General features: G+C 34.9%; 15 protein-coding genes, 1 pseudogene, 1 riboswitch and 2 other annotated features. Of the genes and pseudogenes, 13 read left to right on the top strand and 3 right to left on the bottom strand.

Annotated elements, in window-relative coordinates:
• Window positions 1-8: 8 nt before the first annotated feature.
• The 5 genes from BAU28_RS21275 (at window position 9) to BAU28_RS21255 (ending at window position 10,224) form a co-directional block, all read left to right on the top strand.
• Complete coding sequence (locus BAU28_RS21275) at window positions 9-7,169, top strand: amino acid adenylation domain-containing protein (protein WP_071719884.1); 7,161 nt, start codon at window positions 9-11, stop codon at window positions 7,167-7,169.
• A complete protein-coding gene (locus BAU28_RS21270; RefSeq protein WP_002171891.1) occupies window positions 7,166-7,390 on the top strand; it encodes an MbtH family protein in 225 nt (74 codons plus the stop codon). Before BAU28_RS21275 ends, BAU28_RS21270 begins: the two co-directional genes overlap by 4 nt.
• The gene (locus tag BAU28_RS21265) at window positions 7,390-8,832 is read left to right on the top strand and encodes an MDR family MFS transporter (RefSeq protein ID WP_071719883.1); all 1,443 of its coding nucleotides are present in this window, start codon (window positions 7,390-7,392) and stop codon (window positions 8,830-8,832) included. The genes BAU28_RS21270 and BAU28_RS21265 overlap by 1 nt, the downstream gene beginning before the upstream one ends.
• Window positions 8,833-8,896: 64 nt before the next feature.
• Window positions 8,897-9,646, top strand: a complete 750-nt coding sequence (sfp, locus tag BAU28_RS21260) for a 4'-phosphopantetheinyl transferase Sfp (protein ID WP_071719882.1) — start codon at window positions 8,897-8,899, stop codon at window positions 9,644-9,646.
• Window positions 9,647-9,681: 35 nt separating this feature from the next.
• The gene (locus BAU28_RS21255; protein WP_071719881.1) at window positions 9,682-10,224 is read left to right on the top strand and encodes a cold-shock protein; all 543 of its coding nucleotides are present in this window, start codon (window positions 9,682-9,684) and stop codon (window positions 10,222-10,224) included.
• A gap of 43 nt (window positions 10,225-10,267) precedes the next feature.
• On the opposite strand, the gene BAU28_RS21250 is transcribed toward BAU28_RS21255, so the two are convergent.
• A complete protein-coding gene (locus BAU28_RS21250) occupies window positions 10,268-10,540 on the bottom strand; it encodes an HU family DNA-binding protein (RefSeq protein WP_001043905.1) in 273 nt (90 codons plus the stop codon).
• Between the two features lie 209 nt (window positions 10,541-10,749).
• Between BAU28_RS21250 and BAU28_RS21245 the strand changes: the two genes are divergently transcribed.
• Entirely contained in the window at window positions 10,750-11,517 is a 768-nt protein-coding gene (locus tag BAU28_RS21245) for a DUF3891 family protein (RefSeq protein ID WP_071719880.1), read from the top strand.
• A 62-nt stretch (window positions 11,518-11,579) separates the two neighbouring features.
• Here BAU28_RS21245 and BAU28_RS21240 read toward each other — a convergent pair whose 3' ends face one another.
• Window positions 11,580-12,947, bottom strand: a complete 1,368-nt coding sequence (locus tag BAU28_RS21240) for an alanine/glycine:cation symporter family protein (protein WP_025150724.1) — start codon at window positions 12,945-12,947, stop codon at window positions 11,580-11,582.
• 107 nt (window positions 12,948-13,054) lie between these two features.
• Window positions 13,055-13,175: riboswitch (glycine riboswitch) on the bottom strand.
• A 221-nt stretch (window positions 13,176-13,396) separates the two neighbouring features.
• A complete protein-coding gene (locus BAU28_RS21235; protein ID WP_071719879.1) occupies window positions 13,397-13,972 on the bottom strand; it encodes a hypothetical protein in 576 nt (191 codons plus the stop codon).
• A 71-nt stretch (window positions 13,973-14,043) separates the two neighbouring features.
• Here BAU28_RS21235 and BAU28_RS21230 point away from each other — a divergent pair, with 71 nt between their 5' ends.
• From BAU28_RS21230 to thrS, 7 genes and pseudogenes are all read left to right on the top strand, one after another.
• Complete coding sequence (locus BAU28_RS21230) at window positions 14,044-14,388, top strand: hypothetical protein (protein WP_071719878.1); 345 nt, start codon at window positions 14,044-14,046, stop codon at window positions 14,386-14,388.
• A gap of 160 nt (window positions 14,389-14,548) precedes the next feature.
• Window positions 14,549-14,935 carry a DUF4440 domain-containing protein gene (locus BAU28_RS21225; protein WP_071719877.1) on the top strand — a complete coding sequence of 129 codons (387 nt, stop codon included), beginning with the start codon at window positions 14,549-14,551 and terminating at the stop codon, window positions 14,933-14,935.
• Window positions 14,936-15,367: 432 nt separating this feature from the next.
• Window positions 15,368-16,187: pseudogene (locus tag BAU28_RS21220) on the top strand (nucleotidyltransferase).
• Window positions 16,188-16,247: 60 nt separating this feature from the next.
• Window positions 16,248-17,126, top strand: a complete 879-nt coding sequence (locus BAU28_RS21215; RefSeq protein WP_071719876.1) for a PhzF family phenazine biosynthesis protein — start codon at window positions 16,248-16,250, stop codon at window positions 17,124-17,126.
• Window positions 17,127-17,138: 12 nt separating this feature from the next.
• Window positions 17,139-17,759: a DUF4937 domain-containing protein gene (locus tag BAU28_RS21210; RefSeq protein WP_071719875.1), complete on the top strand. Its 621-nt coding sequence runs from the start codon at window positions 17,139-17,141 to the stop codon at window positions 17,757-17,759.
• A gap of 185 nt (window positions 17,760-17,944) precedes the next feature.
• A complete protein-coding gene (gene rluF / locus BAU28_RS21205; protein ID WP_025150719.1) occupies window positions 17,945-18,652 on the top strand; it encodes a 23S rRNA pseudouridine(2604) synthase RluF in 708 nt (235 codons plus the stop codon).
• 123 nt (window positions 18,653-18,775) lie between these two features.
• Window positions 18,776-18,999: a binding site (T-box leader), on the top strand.
• 36 nt (window positions 19,000-19,035) lie between these two features.
• Window positions 19,036-19,258 (top strand) — a binding site (T-box leader).
• A gap of 44 nt (window positions 19,259-19,302) precedes the next feature.
• Complete coding sequence (gene thrS / locus BAU28_RS21200; RefSeq protein ID WP_071719874.1) at window positions 19,303-21,222, top strand: threonine--tRNA ligase; 1,920 nt, start codon at window positions 19,303-19,305, stop codon at window positions 21,220-21,222.
• Window positions 21,223-21,404: the final 182 nt, after the last annotated feature.

Here is a 21,404-nt window from a genome sequence, read left to right as displayed (position 1 = left end):
AGTAAAGAATGCCTAACAGTCAAAAGATTCGTCATTCGTTATCATCTGCGCAGTCTGGTATGTGGTTTGCGCAGCAATTAGATCCACTTAATCCGATTTATAATACTGGGGAATATGTAGAAATAAACGGAACGATTAATCAAGAAATTTTCGAATTAGCTGTACGTAAAGTTGTAACGGAAGCAGAAGCACTTCATGTTCGTTTCGAAGAGGATGAAATCGGCCCATGGCAAGTTATTGAGGGATCGTCAAAGTTTCATATGCATTTTATTGACGTTCGTAAAGAAAAAAATCCTGAAGAAGCTGCTAAGGTATGGATGAAAAATGATTTATCTATGCCCGTGGATTTAACAGAAGATAAATTATATACTGAAGCACTTATTCAAATTGAAAATCATCGTTTCTTTTGGTATCAGCGCATCCATCACATTGTGATGGATGGCTATGGCTTTTCACTTCTTAGCCAAAAGGTAGCCAAAGTATATACATCACTTATAGATGATAGACAAGAGAATGAAAAGCCATATGGTTCTCTAACGAAAATTGTAGAAGAAGATAATGAGTATCGAGGGTCTAAACAGTTTCAGGAAGATCGTACTTTTTGGCTAGAAAAGTTTGCAGATGAACCGGAAGTCGTAAGTTTGGCAGAACGAGCACCGAGAACTTCAAATGGATTTTTACGAGAAACGGCTTATTTATCTAGTTCCAGTACGAAAACTTTACTAGAAGATATAAATATTTCGTTAACGAGCTGGCCGGAATTTGTTGTCGCTGTAACAAGTATTTATATGCATAAATTAACAGGTTCCACTGATATTGTTTTAGGTTTACCGATGATGGGGCGTCTAGGTTCTGTATCCATTCACACTCCAAGTATGGTAATGAATTTAGTTCCACTTTGTCTCACTGTAACTCCAAATATAACTCTTGCGGAATTAATACAGCAAGTATCTAAAGAAATTCGAGACGTACGTCGTCATCATAAATATCGTCATGAGGAATTAAGAAGAGACTTAAAGTTACTAGGTGAAAATCAAAGGTTGTTTGGGCCGTTAGTGAATGTTATGCCTTTTGATTACGGGCTTAACTTTGCTGGAAATCGTGGTGTTACACATAACTTATCAGCAGGACCTGTCGATGATTTATCGATAAATGTATATAAACGCTTCGATGAAAATGAGTTAATGATTCATTTTGATGCGAATCCGGAAGTATATAGTGTCACGGAACTAGCATTGCATAAAGAAAGATTTATGAATTTATTAGAATTAGTGATAAATAATTATCAAAAAGACGAGTCGATTGGAAAAATAAACATTACTCTTTCTGAAGAAAGTCATAAAATTTTATTGGAATGGAATGAAACAAAGAAAACTGAAGAGCTACTCACTGTACCTATATTATTTGAAAAACAAGTACAAAAAAATCCAAATAAAATAGCGGCTACTTGTAACGGAATAAAACTTACGTATAAAGAGCTAAATGAAAGAGCGAATGAACTAGCACACTATTTAGTAGCAGAAGGAATACGACCAAATCAGTTTGTAGCTTTAGTATTTCCAAGATCAATAGAAATGGTAGTTAGTATGCTAGCTGTTCTAAAGGCTGGTGCAGCATATTTACCAATAGATCCAGAATACCCAGTCGAGCGAATTCATTATATAGTAAATGATGCAAAACCAGTTTGTATCATAACACATTCAGCTGTTTCATCCGCTTTCGTTATAGAAAATGATATTAAAAAAATAGTATTCGATAGCGAAGAAACAAAACTAGCGTTAAAAACATATTCTCATATGAATATACCATTTAAGAATGATGGATCACTTCTAAACCCAGCTTATACAATTTACACTTCAGGATCAACAGGAAATCCAAAAGGTGTAATTGTTCCTATGAAAGGTTTAAGTAACTTCTTATTAGCTATGCAAGATATGTTTTCATTAAATGAAAACGATCATTTATTAGCAGTTACAACGTTTGCGTTTGATATTTCTGCTCTAGAAATTTATTTACCTCTCATTAGTGGTGCAAGTATAACAATTGCTCAAAAAGAGGTAATCCAAGAACCTGCTGCGTTAACGACACTTTTACAAGAAGAAAGAGCGACAATTATGCAAGCTACACCGACGTTGTGGCAGGCGTTAGTAACTGAATATCCAGAGAGGCTACAAGGACTAAACGTGCTCGTTGGTGGTGAAGCTTTTCCAGCACATTTAGCAAATAAATTAAAAGAATTAGGTTGCTCTATAACTAACTTATATGGACCAACTGAGACGACTATTTGGTCTACTTTCATGAATATTGATGAAAGCGAAAATGGTATACCTCCTATTGGAAAGCCAATTTGGAATACAGAAGTGTATGTATTGGATGCAGGGTTACAACCAGTTCCACCTGAAGTTGTCGGTGAATTATATATTGCAGGGAAAGGGCTTGCGAACGGATATTTAGGAAAACCTGAGTTAACGGCTGAACGGTTTGTTGCAAATCTTTATGGAAAACCGGGAGCACGTATGTACCGCACAGGTGATCTTGTAAAATGGCGTAACGATGGTGTGTTAGAGTACATGAGTCGCGCAGATCATCAAATTAAAATTCGTGGTTTCCGAATTGAATTAGCTGAAATTGAAACGGTATTACAACGACATGAAAATGTTCAACAAGCGGTAGTAATGGTACGAGAAGATCGCCCAAATGATAAACGAATCATTGCGTATATCGTTGCCGAAGAGAAGGAAACGATTAGTCTTTCAGAAATTCGTTCTTATGTTTCAGAAAGTTTAGCGAATTATATGGTGCCATCGGCATTTGTTGTGCTAGAAGAATTACCATTAACACCAAATGGTAAGGTTGATAGAAAGAAATTACCTGCTCCAGATTTTAATGGAATGAACAATGAGAGAGTTGCACGAAACCCGAAAGAAGAAATACTATGTGATTTATTTGCAGAGGTACTTGGTGTTTCGCATATTAGCATTGATGACAATTTCTTTGAAATGGGTGGCCATTCGCTTCTTGCATCTCGTTTAATGGTAAGAATTCGTGAAACGTTAAGTGTGGAATTAGGAATCGGAAAACTATTTGAATCACCAACTGTTGCTGAATTAGCGAGACAATTGGATCGTGCAAAAAATGCAAGACCAGCTATTAAGAAAGGAAGTAGACCAAGTGAAGTTCCGCTTTCATTTGCACAGCGCAGGTTATGGTTCTTAAATTGTTTAGAAGGTCCAAGTCCTACTTATAATATTCCGTTAGTCATTCGTATGTCTGGAAAATTGAACGAAGAAGCTTTACAAGGTGCCTTTTATGATGTAGTGAAGAAACATGAAACACTTAGAACAATTTTCCCTAACGTATTAGGTAGTTCATATCAGAAAGTTTTAGAGATGGAAAACTTAAATCTAGAAATGATTATAACAAAAACATGTAAAGATGAATTAGAAAGTGTGCTTTCAGAGGCGGTAAGATATAGCTTTAACCTCGATGTTGAGCCAGCGGTTCGTTTACAACTTTTTAAAGTGAGTGAAAACGAACACGTATTACTAATTCTTTTGCATCATATTGTTGGAGATGGATGGTCATTACAACCGTTAACGAGAGATTTTACAGCAGCTTATAAAGCAAGGTGTAAAGGTGATAGTGTCCAACTAGAAACACTTCCAGTTCAATACGCAGATTATTCACTTTGGCAACAGCAACTACTAGGTGATGAAACTACACCAGAGAGTCTTATTTCAACACAATTAGATTTTTGGAAAGAAGAGCTAAAAGGTTTGCCAGATCAAATGGAGTTACCTACAGATTTTCAGCGTCCAATTGAAACGAGTTATCGCGGGGAAACAATTCATTTTCATATAAATGAAGATATGCATAGTAGGTTAGTAGGGCTCGCTCGTAAAAATGGAGTTAGTTTGTTTATGGTGTTGCAAGCAGGACTTAGTGCGCTGTTTACACGATTAGGTGCTGGTACTGATATACCAATTGGAAGTCCAATTGCCGGAAGAAATGATGATGCGCTATCAAATATAGTTGGTTTATTTGTAAATACATTAGTGTTACGTACGAATACATCAGGAGATCCAAGCTTTAAAGAATTATTGAATAGAGTGAAGCAGGTAAACCTTGCAGCTTATGAAAATCAAGATGTTCCATTCGAACGACTCGTTGAAGTGTTAAATCCAGTACGTACTCGAAATAGTCATCCACTGTTTCAAGTTATGTTAGCTTTCCAAAATACGCCAGAAGCAACGTTTGATGTACCAGATTTAGAAGCGACCCTTGAAATTCAAAGCGTTGGCTCTGCAAAATTTGATTTAACATTTGAAATTAGTGAGAGTACCGGAGTTGATGGTATTCCAAACGGCTTACAAGGTTTGTTGGAGTTTAGTACTGATTTATACAAACGTGAAACGGTTCAAAAATTAGTAGAACGATTCATTCTGCTACTAGATGACGCAGCGAATCACCCGGATCAATCAATTGGCAGATTAGAAATTTTAACTTTAGCAGAGCGAAATACAGTTTTAGAAAAGTGGAATGGTGGTTTTCAAATTGTACCTGAAATGACATTGCCACAATTATTTGAAAAGCAAACTCATGTAAGTCCAAATTCTATTGCTGTCGTCTTTGAAAATGAAAAGTTAACTTATAAAGAGTTAAATAGAAAAGCGAATAAAATAGCTCGTTTGTTAATAGCAAAAGGAGTCGGTCCTGATCAACTCGTTGCTTTAGCGATGCCGAGATCTTTAAATATGGTTGTGAGCTTACTAGCTGTTCTTAAAGCTGGTGCCGGATACCTTCCGTTAGATCCGGATTATCCGTCAGATCGTATTTCATTTATGCTACACGATGCGAAACCATCATGTGTTTTAACAAATTCAGATGTGGAAATTGAATGTGATGAGGAACTAAAGATTTTAGTTGATGATGTGAAAGTAATAGGAGAAATAGAGAAATATAGTGAAGACAATATTGATGAAATGGAGCGCATTAAGCCTTTATCTCCTTCACATATTGCTTATGTTATTTATACGTCAGGCTCAACAGGTAGACCGAAAGGGGTTATGATACCACATCAAAATGTAGTAAGACTTTTAGGGACAACAGATCATTGGTTCCAATTTGATTCGGAAGATGTGTGGACAATGTTCCATTCATATGCTTTTGATTTTTCAGTTTGGGAAATTTGGGGACCTTTATTATACGGGGGACGCCTTGTTGTAGTACCGCACGCTGTTAGTCGTTCGCCGAAAGAATTTTTACAGCTCCTTGTTAAGGAAAAGGTCACTGTTTTAAACCAAACACCATCTGCTTTTTATCAATTGATGCAAGCGGATCGCGAACATGAAGAAATCGGTCAAAAACTATCTTTACGATATGTTGTTTTTGGAGGAGAAGCGCTTGAACTGAGTCGATTAGAAGATTGGTATAGTCGTCATCCTCATAACTCACCGAAGCTTATTAATATGTACGGTATTACAGAGACGACGGTACATGTTAGCTATATTGAGTTAGATGAAACTATTGTCTCTTTACGAGCAAATAGTTTAATTGGATGCAGTATACCGGATCTTAAAGTATACGTACTAGATAACTATTTACAACCAGTGCCACCAGGGGTAGTTGGAGAAATGTATGTTGCAGGTGCTGGACTAGCCCGTGGGTATTTAGGAAGATTCGGATTAACGGCTGAACGTTTTATCGCAGATCCATTTGGTAAGCCGGGTACAAGAATGTATCGAACAGGAGACTTAGCACGTTGGCGTCAAGATGGTACGTTAGATTATATAGGACGTGCAGATCATCAAATTAAAATTCGTGGATTCCGAATTGAATTAGGGGAAATAGAAGCGGTTATAATGAAACATCCTCAAGTTGAACAAGTAGCTGTTATTGTACGGGAAGATCAGCCAGGGGATAAACGATTAGTTTCTTATATCGTCGCATCAAATAATGAAACGATTGATACGAATGAAATGCGTCAGCATACTGGAGGTAGTTTGCCAGATTATATGGTTCCGTACGCTTTTGTGGTAGTAAATGAGTTACCCTTAACTCCAAACGGTAAATTAGATAGAAAGGCATTGCCTGTTCCAAAATTTATTGCATCGTCTTCTAGTCGCGGACCAAGAACACCACAAGAAGAAATGTTATGTGACTTGTTTACAGAAGTTTTAAGTGTGCCTCAAATTGGAATTGATGACGGATTCTTTGATCTTGGTGGTCATTCACTTCTTGCAGTGCAGCTTATGAGTCGCATTAAAGAGGCACTTGGAGTTGAACTGAATATTGGAACTTTATTTGCAGCACCTACTGTTGCAGGGCTTGCTGAAAGACTTGAAATGGGGAATGGTCAAAGTGCACTTGATGTGTTGCTTCCATTACGAGCAAGCGGAGACCAATTACCACTATTTTGTGTACATCCAGCAGGTGGATTAAGTTGGTGTTATGCAGGACTTATGAAATCTTTAGGAACAGATTATCCAATCTATGGTGTACAAGCACGTGGGATCGCTAAAAATGAAGAACTTCCAAAAAGCTTAGAGGAGATGGCGGCGGATTATTTGAAACACGTTCGTGAAGTACAGCCTCACGGACCATATCGCTTACTAGGCTGGTCGCTTGGAGGAAATGTTGTTCATGCAATAGCGGCGCAACTTCAAAATGAAGGGGAAGAAGTAGAATTACTCGTTATGCTTGATTCTTATCCTGGTCACTTCTTACCGAATACGGAGGCACCTACTGAAGAAGAAGCGTTAATCGCATTACTTGCTTTAGGTGGATATGATCCAGATAACATGGATGGTAAACCACTTACCATGGAAAGTGCGGTTGAAATACTTCGTAATGATGGAAGTGCGTTAGCGAGTCTTGAAGAAGAGACTATTTTGAACTTGAAAGAAACATATGTGAATTCGGTAGGGTTGTTAGGGAAATACGTACCGAAAGTTTACAACGGGGATATTTTATTCTTTAGATCTACTGTTATACCAGACTGGTTTGATCCTATTTCTCCAAATACGTGGCTAAATTATTTAGACGGGGAAATCGTGCAGTATGACATTAATTGTAGACATAAAGATTTATGTCAGCCAGGCCCGCTTACAGAAATTGGGCAAGTGCTAGCGAAATATTTGCAGAAAAAGAAAGGGGTAAGTAGAGTATGACGAATCCGTTTGAAAATGATAATTACAAATATAAAGTATTAAAAAATGAGGAGGGCCAGTATTCACTCTGGCCTGTCTTTCTTGATGTACCTATTGGCTGGAATGTCGTACATGAAGAAGCTAGTAGGCAGGTTTGCTTAGAATATGTTGAATTTAATTGGAAAGATTTGAGTCCAAAAAGTAATCAAGTTAGTGAAAAAACATTAGTAGGAAAACGATAATGAAAGCAAATATAAATCCAAAAGTAGTTGTAAGTATCGTTTATATAACAGCGATGTTTATGGCTGCAATGGATGCAACAATTGTGAATGTAGCACTGCAAACGATAAGTAAAGAACTACAAGTACCTCCATCTGCAATGGGAACGGTAAATGTTGATTATTTAGTTAGCTTAGCTATTTTCCTTCCGATTTCCGGTTGGTTAGGAGATCGCTTTGGTACGAAAAGAGTATTTCTAACTGCTCTTTTTGTATTTACAATTGCATCTGCATTATGTGGAATTGCAAATGATATTACTTCATTAAATATTTTTCGTATCATTCAAGGTGCTGGTGGAGGACTTTTAACACCAGTCGGGATGGCGATGTTATTTCGAACATTTTCACCAGAGGAAAGACCCAAAATTTCTCGATTTATTGTACTTCCAATTGCTGTGGCACCAGCGATAGGACCAATTATTGGCGGTTTCTTTGTAGATCAGATGTCTTGGCGCTGGGCATTTTATATTAATCTACCGTTTGGTATCGTTGCATTACTATTTGGTCTTCTATTTTTAACAGAGCATGTTGAAAAATCAGCTGGTCGCTTTGATTCTATCGGTTTTGTTCTTTCGGCACCAGGATTTGCGATGCTCATCTATGCACTTAGTCAAGGGCCATCAAAAGGTTGGATTTCTCCAGAAATTATGAGTACCGGGATAGCTGGGACTATATTCATTACATTGTTTATAATTGTAGAACTTAGAGTAAAGCAACCGATGTTAGATTTACGCTTATTAAAAGAACCGGTCTTTAGAAAAATGAGTCTTATTTCATTGTTTTCATCAGCTGGGTTACTAGGAATGTTGTTTATTTTTCCACTTATGTATCAAAATGTGATAGGAGTTTCCGCGCTAGAATCAGGTCTTACGACATTCCCGGAAGCGATTGGATTAATGATTTCTTCACAGATTGTGCCATGGTCTTATAAGAAATTAGGAACCCGAAAGGTAATCTCTATTGGATTAATATGTACCGCGGTTATATTTGTTTTATTAAGTTTTGTAAATCACGATACGAATCCATGGCAAATACGGGCATTATTGTTTGGCATAGGCATTTTCTTAGGTCAGTCTGTCGGTGCAGTTCAATTTTCTGTTTTTAACAATATCGCACCATCTTCTATGGGGAGAGCAACTACTATATTCAATGTGCAAAACCGATTAGGATCTGCTATAGGAGTTGCTGTTTTAGCTAGTATACTATCTGGTTTTGGAAGTAATAATGTACAGAATAATGCTCAATCAGATTTCTTGCCATATCAAGCGGCATTAATTGGATCAGCAATATTTTTACTCATAGCATTACTATTTTCTTTACGTATTTCCGATAAAGAGGTAATGTCAAAGAAGAATAAAAAGCCGTTATCTGTATTACAAGAAGAGAAAGAAGTTGTAAATAAATGAGTTGCAGCACGCTAATACTCTTTTAAAATAAAGCGATATTGGTATTTAAAAGGAGAGAGTTTACATGATAGAGAGTAAAGGTGTAGATTCTGTACCAACTCTAAATGAGAATGGTTGTCAAATTTGGTGGGCAAGAATTTCAGATTTACAATCATGGCACTACAATTTACTAAATGATGTAGAGCGAGAGAAAGCAAATTCATATCTTCATTCGGCAGATCGTGCACGTTTTATAATAGGGTGCGTAATTAGTAGATTAGTACTCGGAAAGATACTTTCCATGTCGCCAGTTCAAGTACCGATTGATCGAATGTGTCCGGTATGTAAGTTGCAACATGGTAGACCGCAATTACCAGAAGGTATGCCGCAATTATCAGTTTCACATTCAGGTGAGTGGGTTGTCGTTGCATTTACAAAATCTGCACCTGTTGGCGTTGATGTTGAACAAATGAATCCAAATGTAGATGTTATGAAAATGGCAGAGGGCGTATTAACAGACATTGAAATAGCACAAGTTATGAAATTACCTGATGAACAAAGATTAGAAGGATTTTTAACATATTGGACTCGAAAAGAAGCCGTACTGAAAGCGACTGGTGAAGGACTATTGATTCCACCGGTACATATTACAGTATCAGCTCCAAATGATCCTCCAAAATTGTTAGTTTTTAAGGATAAGCAAGAGATAGCGAAAAATACAATGATGGAAGATATAAGGCCAAGTGTAGATTATATGGCTGCAATTGCAATATTCAGTAAAGAAGTAACTGAAATTAAGCAGTTAGACGCGGTATCGCTTTTAAATAATAAATAAGTTTAATAAAACATTTTATAGAAGAGGTGTTCCTCATGTTAGTAGCGGAAAATAGAAAAAATGAATTAACTTATAATATACAAGCAATTAAAAATATTTTATTTTCTGGAGATACATCATCTATTCTTGCTTTAGAAAAGCTTTTGAATGATACAGTTCAGTTTGATGTTCTCGAACAAGAGGTACTTGATAGACAGTACATTCCGAAAGAAGCAAAGAATTTCTTTGATAAAAACGGAACATTTCTATACCGTGTATCTAATGTTATTTATAAAGGAAAGATTTTATCTGAAAATCTAATTTTTGCGGACACTTCGTTTTTACCGGATACAATAAAGAGTGAATTAGAGAGTGGAAATATTCCAGTTGAAAAGCTTATAGAAAAGATGGAAGTAAGAAGAAACGTATTATATGAAGGATATCAACCATCTGGAAATATTATCGAATTGTTTGATGGATGTTCTGTTGCGGCAAATGTATATCCAACTAGAAAATATCAAATTGTAAGTAACTGCAAATGTATATTTTATATTTGTGAAGTGTATCATGCAGAGAATATAAAGGAACTACTAAAATAAGAAATAAACAAGAAACCAGCCTATAAAATGGCTGGTTTCTTATTTATTTGACAGCTTCTTTTAATTCTTTACCTGCTTTAAATGCTGGAACTTTACCAGCAGCAATCTGAATTTCTTCTCCGGTTTGCGGATTACGCCCTGTACGAGCAGATCTTTCACGTACTTCAAAAGTTCCAAAGCCGATCAGTTGAACTTTATCGCCAGATTGTAATGCATTAGCAATTGTGTCAAATACGGATTGTACAGCTGCAGAAGCATCCTTTTGAGAAATATCAGCTGACTGTGCTACGTTTTTAATTAGTTCTGTTTTGTTCATTTTTTCACCTCATAATAAAATTTTTTGAATGAAAGTTTTAGTATAATAAGTAGAAAGAAAGGAATAAGTTTCACTAATAGAAAAAATGCTGAATCCTATAAGTATCTTAATTTCGTTGAAAGAAACTGAATCCCTGCAATTAAGGGGATTTATTATGATTTGATGTATACAAAAAGTTTTTAAATAAGGTTGAGGGGGAGAATATTTCTATGATCTTTCGTGAAAAGAATGAGAAAGAGATGATATTAATTCGCCAACACGATCATGGATTTTTAGCTGGAGAAATTGCCAGCTATATAAAAGATGACTTCTTTGAAGAAAAGTTATATTTTAAGGAAAGTATAAATGCGATTTATGAACATGATAGAGGATGGATTGGACTAGATAAAGTTCCGATTTTGAATGACGAAAAAAATATTCCATATACATTTATGGATTGTCCTAGTTCATTACGTTTTGTGTTCTATACAATCGGTTTGAATGAAATTGAAGCTTCAAATCTATACGGGGCGTTGCTTTGTAGTAAACACTTTTTGTCATTTCCACTAAATGAGGAAGATGAAGTGATGATGTCTTTTTATAAACAAGAATTGGATCGACAAAAAAGAATTCTGAAAATGCTAACAAAAAAACAACAGGTTATGTTTGATAAACATTATAGACTATTAAAGTTTTGTGATGAATTATCTTTATATACATGTATGAATAGGCCAGGTGTAAAAAAGGAAGATGAAATTGATTTATTTAAAGAGGGTTTTGAGGGAACAGAAATGTTCAATGAAAATAATGATAAGCGTTTAATTGCTGAATGGACAGATAAACAAACAATTCGAGTTAAGCCATTTCCATTTAAAAAGGAATTTGAAACATATGTGAAATATAAAGCTATAAGCAAGCGTTTAATTGAAGAAATAGGAATTGCAAAAGCTGATAGAGAATCGGAAGTTCAGAAGCAAACGATATATTTTATACAATAAAGAGGGGCATAACAAGAAAAAGGAATGATCTCACTTTATGAGCCATTCCTTGTAGAAATAAATTAACTTGCACGTTTTTTATTAAATTCCTTCAATTTCTCTGCTTGTAAAAAGCGATTGGTTTCAGCGACAACGATACCACTTAATCCAATTAGACCAATTAAGTTTGGAATCGCCATAAGTCCATTCGCAATATCTGCAAAAGTCCATACAACACCTAATTTTAAATTAGCACCAATAGCAATCATAACGATAAAGATTGCTTTATAATATCGTACAGCACCTTGTCCGAATAAATAAGCTACACACTTTTCACCGTAATACGACCAACCTAAAATAGTAGAGTAGGCGAATAATATAATGGCGATGCCGAGAATCATACTACCAGCAGTGCCGAATACGGATTGGAATGCTAATGTTGTAGCTTCAACGCCAGTTTTACCTGATTTCCACGCACCTGTTGTAATTAATACAAGTCCTGTTATTGTACATACAATAAATGTATCTAGAAAGGTACCAGTCATAGAAACTAAAGCTTGTTTTGCTGGGGAATCTGTTTTTGCAGCCGCAGCAGCAATTGGTGCACTACCTAAACCAGCCTCGTTAGCAAATACTCCGCGCGCCATTCCTATTTGAATTGCAGATGCAACAGTTGCTCCGATAAAACCACCAGCCGCCGCTGTCCCTTGAAATGCACCAGAAAAAATAAGTGAAAATGCTTCTGGGATTTGATCAAAGTGATAAAAGATAATAATAAGGCCAGCGATTATATAAAAGAAAGCTTTAATAGGAACGATATATCCAGTAACTTTACCGATCTTTTTTACACCGCCTAAAATAACGATAGCGATTAAGAATGACATGAGTATACCAGTTAATGCAGGAGGGAAAGAGAAGTTGATTCGCATTGCCTCTGCAACTGAATTAGATTGAACCATATTACCGATACCGAAAGAAGCAGTTGTACCGAATATAGCGAATAAAACAGCTAGCCATTTTTTGCCTAAACCACGTTCTAAATAATACATTGGTCCACCGGAGTATTCACCATTTTCATTACTAACACGGTATTTCACCGCAAGGATTGCTTCGGCATACTTTGTTGCCATTCCAAATAAAGCGGTAATCCACATCCAAAAGATTGCGCCGGGTCCACCGATTGTAACAGCAGTTGCTACACCGGCTATATTTCCCATACCAATCGTTGCGGCCATAGCTGTCATGAGCGCTTGAAAGTGACTAATATCTCCAGAAGATGATGTATCTTCTGATTTTTTAAATGCTAGTTTGTGAGCGTATAATAGTTTACTAAACTGTAAACCTTTTAAACGCATTGTGAGAATGATACCCGTACCAACGAGTAATAACAAAGTCGGTAATCCCCACACATACTGATTAATTTGTTCTAATACTTTACTTACTGTCTCCATCTTTATTCTCCTTTTTTAGAAAAAATAAAAACCACTTCAAGTAAATGAAATGGTCTCTGGAGAAACAAGGGATAGAAAAATAAACCGATACAAATCGGCATTTTCTTTCGCTTGTCTCTGTCCTTTTACCTGAGAGATTATCCGCTAATGTAGCGGATTTGCTCCTTCGGTGCTCGTTTTCCTCCGCGCTATACAAAAGCGAGAGGGAGTCTCTCCAGAGATTCGTCCCCATGCAGTTCTACTTGTAACCAAGACCTGAGAGTTTCAAAGTTGGTTCAGCAACTTTTTGCCCCGTCGGTAGATCAATAGACCTTCTCCTGAATGGTTCATCCGAATTATAAAATTAATAACTAAATGCATTGATTATAAGTATATATAATCAATAAACACATTATAGATACACAATAAGTGAATTGCAATCATTTTTTATTTTAAAATAGTAAACAAACTTATTTTTTTGATATCCCTAATTTATCTTCTATTTCATTTAATGTAGATAATGCAATGACAATATGTTGATCAGCAAGCCCTAAAGCATGTTTAGTATTTTCAATTGTTTCATTGACCGGAGTAGAGTTATTGTATCCATCTATGATCAAACCCGCTGCATTTTTCATGAAATTCGATGCAGCTTTAAATTCAGTTGTGAAATAAATTAGTTGTTCTTGTATATGTGCATCTGTTATGTTTTCCTCAGTCTTTATACTGTCTATTTCTTTAATTATTACTTCATATTGTTTGGAAATAGCATTCATTGTAACTAATAGTTTATTTTTGTTTACTGAATCTCCGTAAGTATTAATCTCTTCCCAAGCAGGCAACCAATCTTTTTCAATTACAGTATTATAATTAGTAGTCAATTCATTAATTTTAGGTTGCAATGTAGTCCGGAAAGTTGTTGTATCAACGGTTTCTACAGTTACTTTTTCATTGCTTTTTTGATTTTTAGTTGTGTAGACAATAGTACCGACAATAATAGCAATAGAAACAAAAAGCAACCATTTGTTAAAAAGTAATTTCTTCAAGGTGTAACGCCTCCAAATTATAAAAACTCATAATTATAATATATAACAATAATGTTGTTAAAAGTAGTAAAATGATAAAGATAATATGTGAAAAAAGGGGATTTAAAGTGGAAACGAAAAGAAAAAGACGAGCTTCGATTATTGCAATGGTCATTTTATTAGTTGGTTTATTTGCGCTCATATATATGAACAAAGAATCAATAATTGAAGATTTTCCAGTACCAATGTCTGCAATACATATTAACGATGATAACGAAGAGAATTATAAATATATAAGTGTAATGCCTATTACGAAGGCAAGTGGATGGGAGAACTTAGGGGAAAACGGGCATACTGTTAGTTTTAAAAAAGGGGATCGGATAGTAACTGTATTACATTATCCAGGAGAAATTACCTATTACTTATTTGAAAAGTAAATGGAATGAGCCATAGACAATGCGGTTTTACTAAGTTGTTTATGGCTATTTGTATTTAGAAAAACATTGAAAATTTAAGTTCAATCTATAATAAGAAGGTGTTTTGTTTTATAGAAGAGAATACAAAAATGGTATAAGAAAATATAAGGGGATATATTCTATGAAGAACGAAGCCATACGTGCGGTTGAGGAATATCGTAAAGATTTAAATGCTGGTAACATTGAGAAAATAAATAGTTGGGTATCAGATGATTTTATTGGTTACTTTGGGTATTACAGTGATAGAGACTATGAGGTATACCGAGGCGATACATATAAAGAAGATAATATTGAAACATTAAGAAGTTATGAAGGACAAAAACCTTATTGGAAATATAAAGATTTAACACATAGTTTAAGAATGGAGAACGAACTGATATTATCTGCTATTGTAGATTTTTATTTGCAGGATAAAAAAGTAGCATCAGTTTTAGCGATGGAAGTTTTTAAGAAAGAAATGGATGGGTGGAAGTTATATAGACAGCATATGGAAAGATATGCGGAATAATTTGAAAGATGCTGATTTTATGTAGATTATCAATATAAAAGTAGTATCTTGAACTATCTGTTACTTATCTACACTTGAAGTGGCGGACTTCTACGAATACTAACAAATTTGTCAGTGTACAACTCGCACATCTTTAATTTATCTTGTTTTTCGCTTTACTTCCATATGTGTAAATGTAGCTTAAGATTTTCCAGTACTAATATCAGTAATACATATTTACCAGGATAATGAAGATTTAATAATATCACATGATTCGGAACGGAGTAGTTATTATTTATTTGAAAAATGAATGATGATAAAAGGGATAGGACGTAAACGACCCTATAGGAGTGTTTACGTCCTATTTTTTGTTTTTAATTCTGAATTATTCGAATTATAATATATGTTATATGTGGAGTAAAACAATATTTTAAAGGGGAATGAGTTGATAAATTGCCAAGAATAAAAAAAATAGGGCATTTTTGTCCTGTGGATGTTGAAGGATTTATTATAAATGATGCACATGTTGATAAAATTCAGCCTGTGTTTTTGGAGGTAATACAAGAAATAAAGGATACTTGTTGTCAATTGTTGCGGGATAATTTGCATAGTGTTTATATTAGGGGTTCTATTCCAAGAGGGATTGGAATAGAAGGGGTTGCAGACATAGATATGATTATATTAGTTCGAAAGGACCCTAAAGCAATAAACCTAAGCTGGAGAAAGAAGTTAGAAGTCCAAATTGCAAAGCAGTTTAATTGTATATCAGGAGTGGAGTTAAGTTTTTATAGTGAAAAAGAAGTAACAAATTCAGAGTTTTTTTCTTTTGTAGGCTTTATGATCCAGACACATAGTGTATGTATATTTAGGTAAAGACGTAAAAGCATATTTACCTAAATATAAAGTAAGTCAGGAGATAGCGTATGAACATCTCATTCATTTACGGAAACAAATTGAACAAGCACACGAAGAGTTAATTCATAATAAGGACGTAGATGATATAGAGGATTGCTGTCGCTGGATTATGAAGATAGTAGTCAGAGCAGGTCTAGCATTAACAATTGATAGAGAAGGGCTTTATTCCAGGGACTTATATCCAGCATATAAGTTATTTAGTAAACATTTTCCCGAGCAAGAAAAGAATATGAGGAAGGCATTACAATATGTAATTGAGCCTATAAAAGATATAGAAGAAATTTCATCGTTTTTAGATACGTTTGGTGATTGGTTAATAGAAAGAGCGGAGGATTATTTGAATAATATACGATTTTAATGATTCATAATTTTATTATGTAAACAAAAGGTATTTAAGTAAAGAAGAGAGGCGAGGGATTTGGATTTTTATATTGTAGATGTCTTCTCACAAGGTAAGTATACAGGAAATCAACTTGCAGTATTTATGGATGGTCATCAAATTTCTAGTGAGGAAATGCAGTCAATAGCAAAAGAAATGAATTTTGCAGAAACAGCTTTTATCATATCTGGCAAGAGAAGAGATAATGGGTATGATGTACGTATTTTTACACCTAATGAAGAAATTCCTTATGCCGGCCATCCAGCTTTAGGAACAGCATTTGTATTACGAAAAGAAATTCTTCAACTTACTACAATGAAAAGTGTGATATTACATTTTCAAGGTGGCTCTGCCGAAGTCATATTTCATAATGACAACGGTGTGTTATGGATGAATCAAAATGAACCTAATTTTGGATCGGAAATTGATAAGGATATTATAGCTAACGTATTAAATATTAATGTTTCTAATATAGACTGTCGTTATCCAGTTCAAGAGGTATCAACTGGTTTACCTGTAATTGTTGTGCCATTAAAATCGTTAGCAGCAGTAAAAGAAGTAAATATAAACAAAGAAAAGTATTTTCATTTAATAGAGAATCTAGCGGCGAAAGGCATCATGGTATTTACTTCTGAAACGTATGAGGAAATAAATGATCTTAATGTTCGTGATTTTGCAGATTATTATGGTATACCAGAAGATGCAGCAACTGGAAGTTCGAACGGTTGTTTAGCAGCGTATCTTCTAAAATATCGTTATTTTGGAACAGAAAAAATAAATATGCGTGTTGAACAAGGACATGAGATAAATAGGCCTTCTTTAATACATATACAAGCTGAAGTAGTAGAGAGTAAAACTAATGTTCGTGTAGGTGGAAAAGTAGAAAGTATTGCAAGTGGGAAATGGATCGTATCATAAGGGGGATTAGAAATGTTACTAAAAACAATATTTTGCAAGGTGGAAGAAGAGAAAAGGGAAATGTTTTCGGAGGCGCAAGAAAAATGGCGTGATTTGCAGCATTTAGATGGATTTCATGGACAATTTGGTGGGTGGAATGAAGATGAGGCGTGTGTGTATACTTTATGGGAAGATAGAAATGCATATCACTCGTTCATGAATGATGCTCATGATACAATTTTTCTAAATAGTAATCAAGAAGGTACATATATTTCCTGTAATATTGAGATGTTTCAAACGTTGTATGATATAACAGAAACGCCTTTGAAAGATGTAATTACACAAGGATCATTTGTAAGAGTTGCAATTTGTGATGTGAAAGAAGGGAAAGAGAAGCATTTTTCATTTATACAAGAAACAATTTGGAATAAAGGAATGGAAAATGCAAATGGAATGTTAGGTGGAGTAGTTGGAAAGTCTTTAAAAAATGAAAATCGTTACATAGTGCTAACTTATTGGAAAAATGAAATGGCGCATCAAAATTATGTGGAAGAGATTTTTCCTGAGTTATATAAATTAGCTAACACTCATGAAGATATAGAAGAGATAAAAGGAAAACAAGTGGTTTGTAAGGAAGAATGGCTTGTATATTAAGTGCGCAAAAAGTGCATAAATGAATGTATAATAAAGATATTTTCTTATAAACAAGAAATTAATAGAAGACGTCATATACCCTTTCATGTTAATATATTTAAGTTAAAATAGGAGGCTTACCCTTTTGTATTGTACGGTAGAAGCAGTGTGAGCTTGAAATTTTTTATGAAAAGGATGTGCCTAACTTGCGTATCAATAAATTTATTAGTGAAGCTGGAAAAGCGTCTCGACGTGGAGCAGATAAGTTAATTAATGAGAGAAGAGTAATTATTAACGGTAAGGTTGCAAAAATTGGAGACCAAGTAAATCCAGGTGATGATGTACGAGTAAATGGAGAGCAACTTCGTATTGCTCGAGACCATGTGTATATCGCTTTAAATAAACCAGTAGGTATTACATGTACAAGTGAAAAAGCAGTAAAAGGTAATATTATCGATTTAGTGAATCATCCTTTACGAATTAGTCACATTGGACGTCTCGATAAAGACTCAGACGGTTTAATTTTGTTGACGAATGATGGTGATATTGTTAATGAAATTTTACGTGCTGAAAACAAACATGAGAAAGAATATATCGTTTCAGTAGATAAGCCGATTACACCTGAGTTTTTAGAGAAAATGGCAGCGGGTGTTAAAATTTTAGGAACAAAAACGCTTCCTTGTGAGATCACACAGTTATCAAAATATGAGTTCAAAATTATTTTAACACAAGGGCTGAATCGTCAAATTCGCCGTATGTGTGAAGCTTTAGGTTATCAAGTATACACGTTAAAGCGTACGAGAATTATGAATATAGAGTTGAATAATTTACCAGTTGGACAGTGGAGAGATTTAACGAAAAAAGAGAAAAAACGCCTATTTTCAGACTTAAATTACGAACCACAAGATTGGTAAAATTGAGAAGTGACACCAAAATTTTTTGGGTGTCACTTTTTTAAGTTAAATAAATAATATTATTTAACACTTGCAAAAATAAAATGAATAAGATATATTAAATAACAATTAATGGATGGACTTTTAAAAGCAAAGAAAAGGACACGAGTTATTTTAACCGGTTATACAGAGAAGGAAGGAAAGCTGAGAACTTCCTAACGCAGAAAAATAACTTACCACCTTAGAGCTGCACTGGGGAAATCAAGTATCTAGTGCCGTGTAAGCGACGTTATCGCAAAAGAAGCCATTATGTTTTTTGTGATGGGAATCTGGGTGGAACCACGGATATAAGCATATTCGTCCCTATATTTAGGGATGAATATGCTTTTTTGCATTCAATTTCATAATAAGCGAAGAAAAGGACACGAGTTATTTTAACCGGTTATACAGAGAAGGAAGGAAAGCTGAGAACTTCCTAACGCAGAAAAATAACTTACCACCTTAGAGCTGCACTGGGGAAATCAAGTATCTAGTGCCGTGTAAACGACGTTACCGTAAAAGAAGCCATTGTATTTTTACGATGGGAATCTGGGTGGAACCACGGGTATAAGCACGCTCGTCCCTATTTTAGGGATGAGTGTGCTTTTTATTATGAAATGGAGAGATGAAAAATGAAAGAACAGATGATTGAAATTAAATTTCCAGATGGTAGTGTTAAAGAATTTGTGAAAGGAATTACTTTAGAAGAAATTGTAGGCTCGATTAGCAGTAGTTTGAAAAAGAAAGCAGTCGCAGGAAAAGTTAATGATAAGCCTTTTGATTTATGTCGAAACATTGAAGAAAATGCGAAAGTTGAAATCATTACTATGGATTCAGATGAAGGGGTGAAAATTGCAAGACACTCTGCGGCACATATATTAGCGCAAGCTGTAAAAAGAATTTATGGTAATGTAAACCTTGGAGTAGGGCCTATTATTGAAAATGGATTTTATTATGATATGGATCTTCCAAGTAGTGTAAACGTAGAAGATTTACCGAAAATCGAAAAAGAAATGAAAAATATTATAAATGAAAATGTAAAGATAGAACGAGTTGAGGTCTCTCGAGAAGAAGCAAAAAAATTATTTCAAGAAATGAACGATCACTTGAAATTAGAGCTTTTAGAAGCAATTCCTAATGAGGAAAGTGTAACACTATATAAACAAGGTGAATTTGTAGATTTATGTAGAGGAGCACATTTACCATCTACAGGTTATTTGAAAGCATTCCAATTAACTCACGTTTCAGGTGCATATTGGCGAGGGGATAGTAACAATCAAGTGCTTCAACGTATATATGGTGTTGCATTTGCTTCTCAAAAAGAATTAGAAGAGTATCTGCATTTTGTTGAGGAGGCTGCGAAGAGAAATCATCGAAAATTAGGTAGTGAACTTGAATTGTTTATGTTTTCTGAAGAGGCTCCGGGAATGCCGTTTTATTTACCGAAAGGGCAGATTATTCGAAATGAGTTAGAATCGTTTCTAAGAGAAATTCAAAAAGAGTATGATTACCAAGAAGTGCGTACTCCCTTTATGATGAACCAAGAATTATGGGAGAAGTCAGGGCACTGGGGACATTACAAAGACAATATGTATTTCTCAGAAGTAGATCATAAAAGTTTTGCATTAAAACCGATGAACTGCCCAGGGCATATGCTTATGTTTAAAAATAAATTGCATTCTTATCGCGAATTACCGATACGCATGTGTGAGTTCGGTCAAGTACATCGACATGAATTTAGTGGCGCTTTAAACGGATTATTAAGAGTTCGTACTTTCTGCCAAGATGATGCTCATTTATTTGTAACACCAGAACAAATTGAAGATGAAATTAAATCAGTTCTGGCGCAAATTGATTACGTCTACAAAACTTTCGGGTTCGAATATGAAGTAGAGCTTTCTACTCGTCCAGAAGATTCAATGGGAGACGATAAATTATGGGAGCAAGCAGAAGCAGCATTAGAAAATGTATTACAATCATTAAATTATAAATATAGACTAAATGAAGGTGACGGTGCATTTTACGGACCGAAAATTGATTTCCATATTAAAGATGCTTTAAATAGAAGTCATCAATGCGGAACAGTCCAACTAGATTTCCAAATGCCAGAGAAATTTGATTTAAATTATATTGATGAGAATAATGAAAAGAGAAGACCAGTTGTCATTCATCGAGCAGTTTTAGGATCTTTAGACCGCTTTTTAGCAATATTAATTGAGCACTTTGGAGGCGCGTTCCCGGCATGGGTGGCACCAGTTCAGGTGAAAGTAATTCCAGTTTCAAATGCAGTCCATGTACAATATGCAAATGAGGTTGCAGATAAATTAGTTCAAGCTGGTATTCGTGTTGAACGAGATATGCGAGAAGAAAAATTAGGATATAAAATAAGAGAAGCGCAAATGCAAAAAGTTCCTTATGTTCTTGTTATTGGGGATAAGGAAATGGAAAACAAAGCTGTAAATGTGAGAAAATATGGTGAGGAGAAGTCAGAAATTGTTGCACTAGATGTATTTGTGGAAAGTATAAAAAAGGAAATAAAAAATAGAAAATAGAGTTGATAAGAAAACACACCATTATAAAGTGGTGTGTTTTCTTTTTTACCTTACAAAAATGTAAGGTAAATGTAAGAGAAATCGAATGAACGAGTTTTAGAAAAGTGAGAAGATGAAGTAGGAAAAAGGTTCATGCTACTTATGTATCTCTTTGTGTTTGAAAAGTTAAAAAATTCTTAAGG

The organism is Bacillus paramycoides (genome assembly GCF_001884235.1).
In the GTDB taxonomy this organism is placed as follows: Bacteria; Bacillota; Bacilli; order Bacillales; family Bacillaceae_G; genus Bacillus_A; species Bacillus_A paramycoides.
This window is presented reverse-complemented; position numbering and strand designations above follow the sequence as displayed.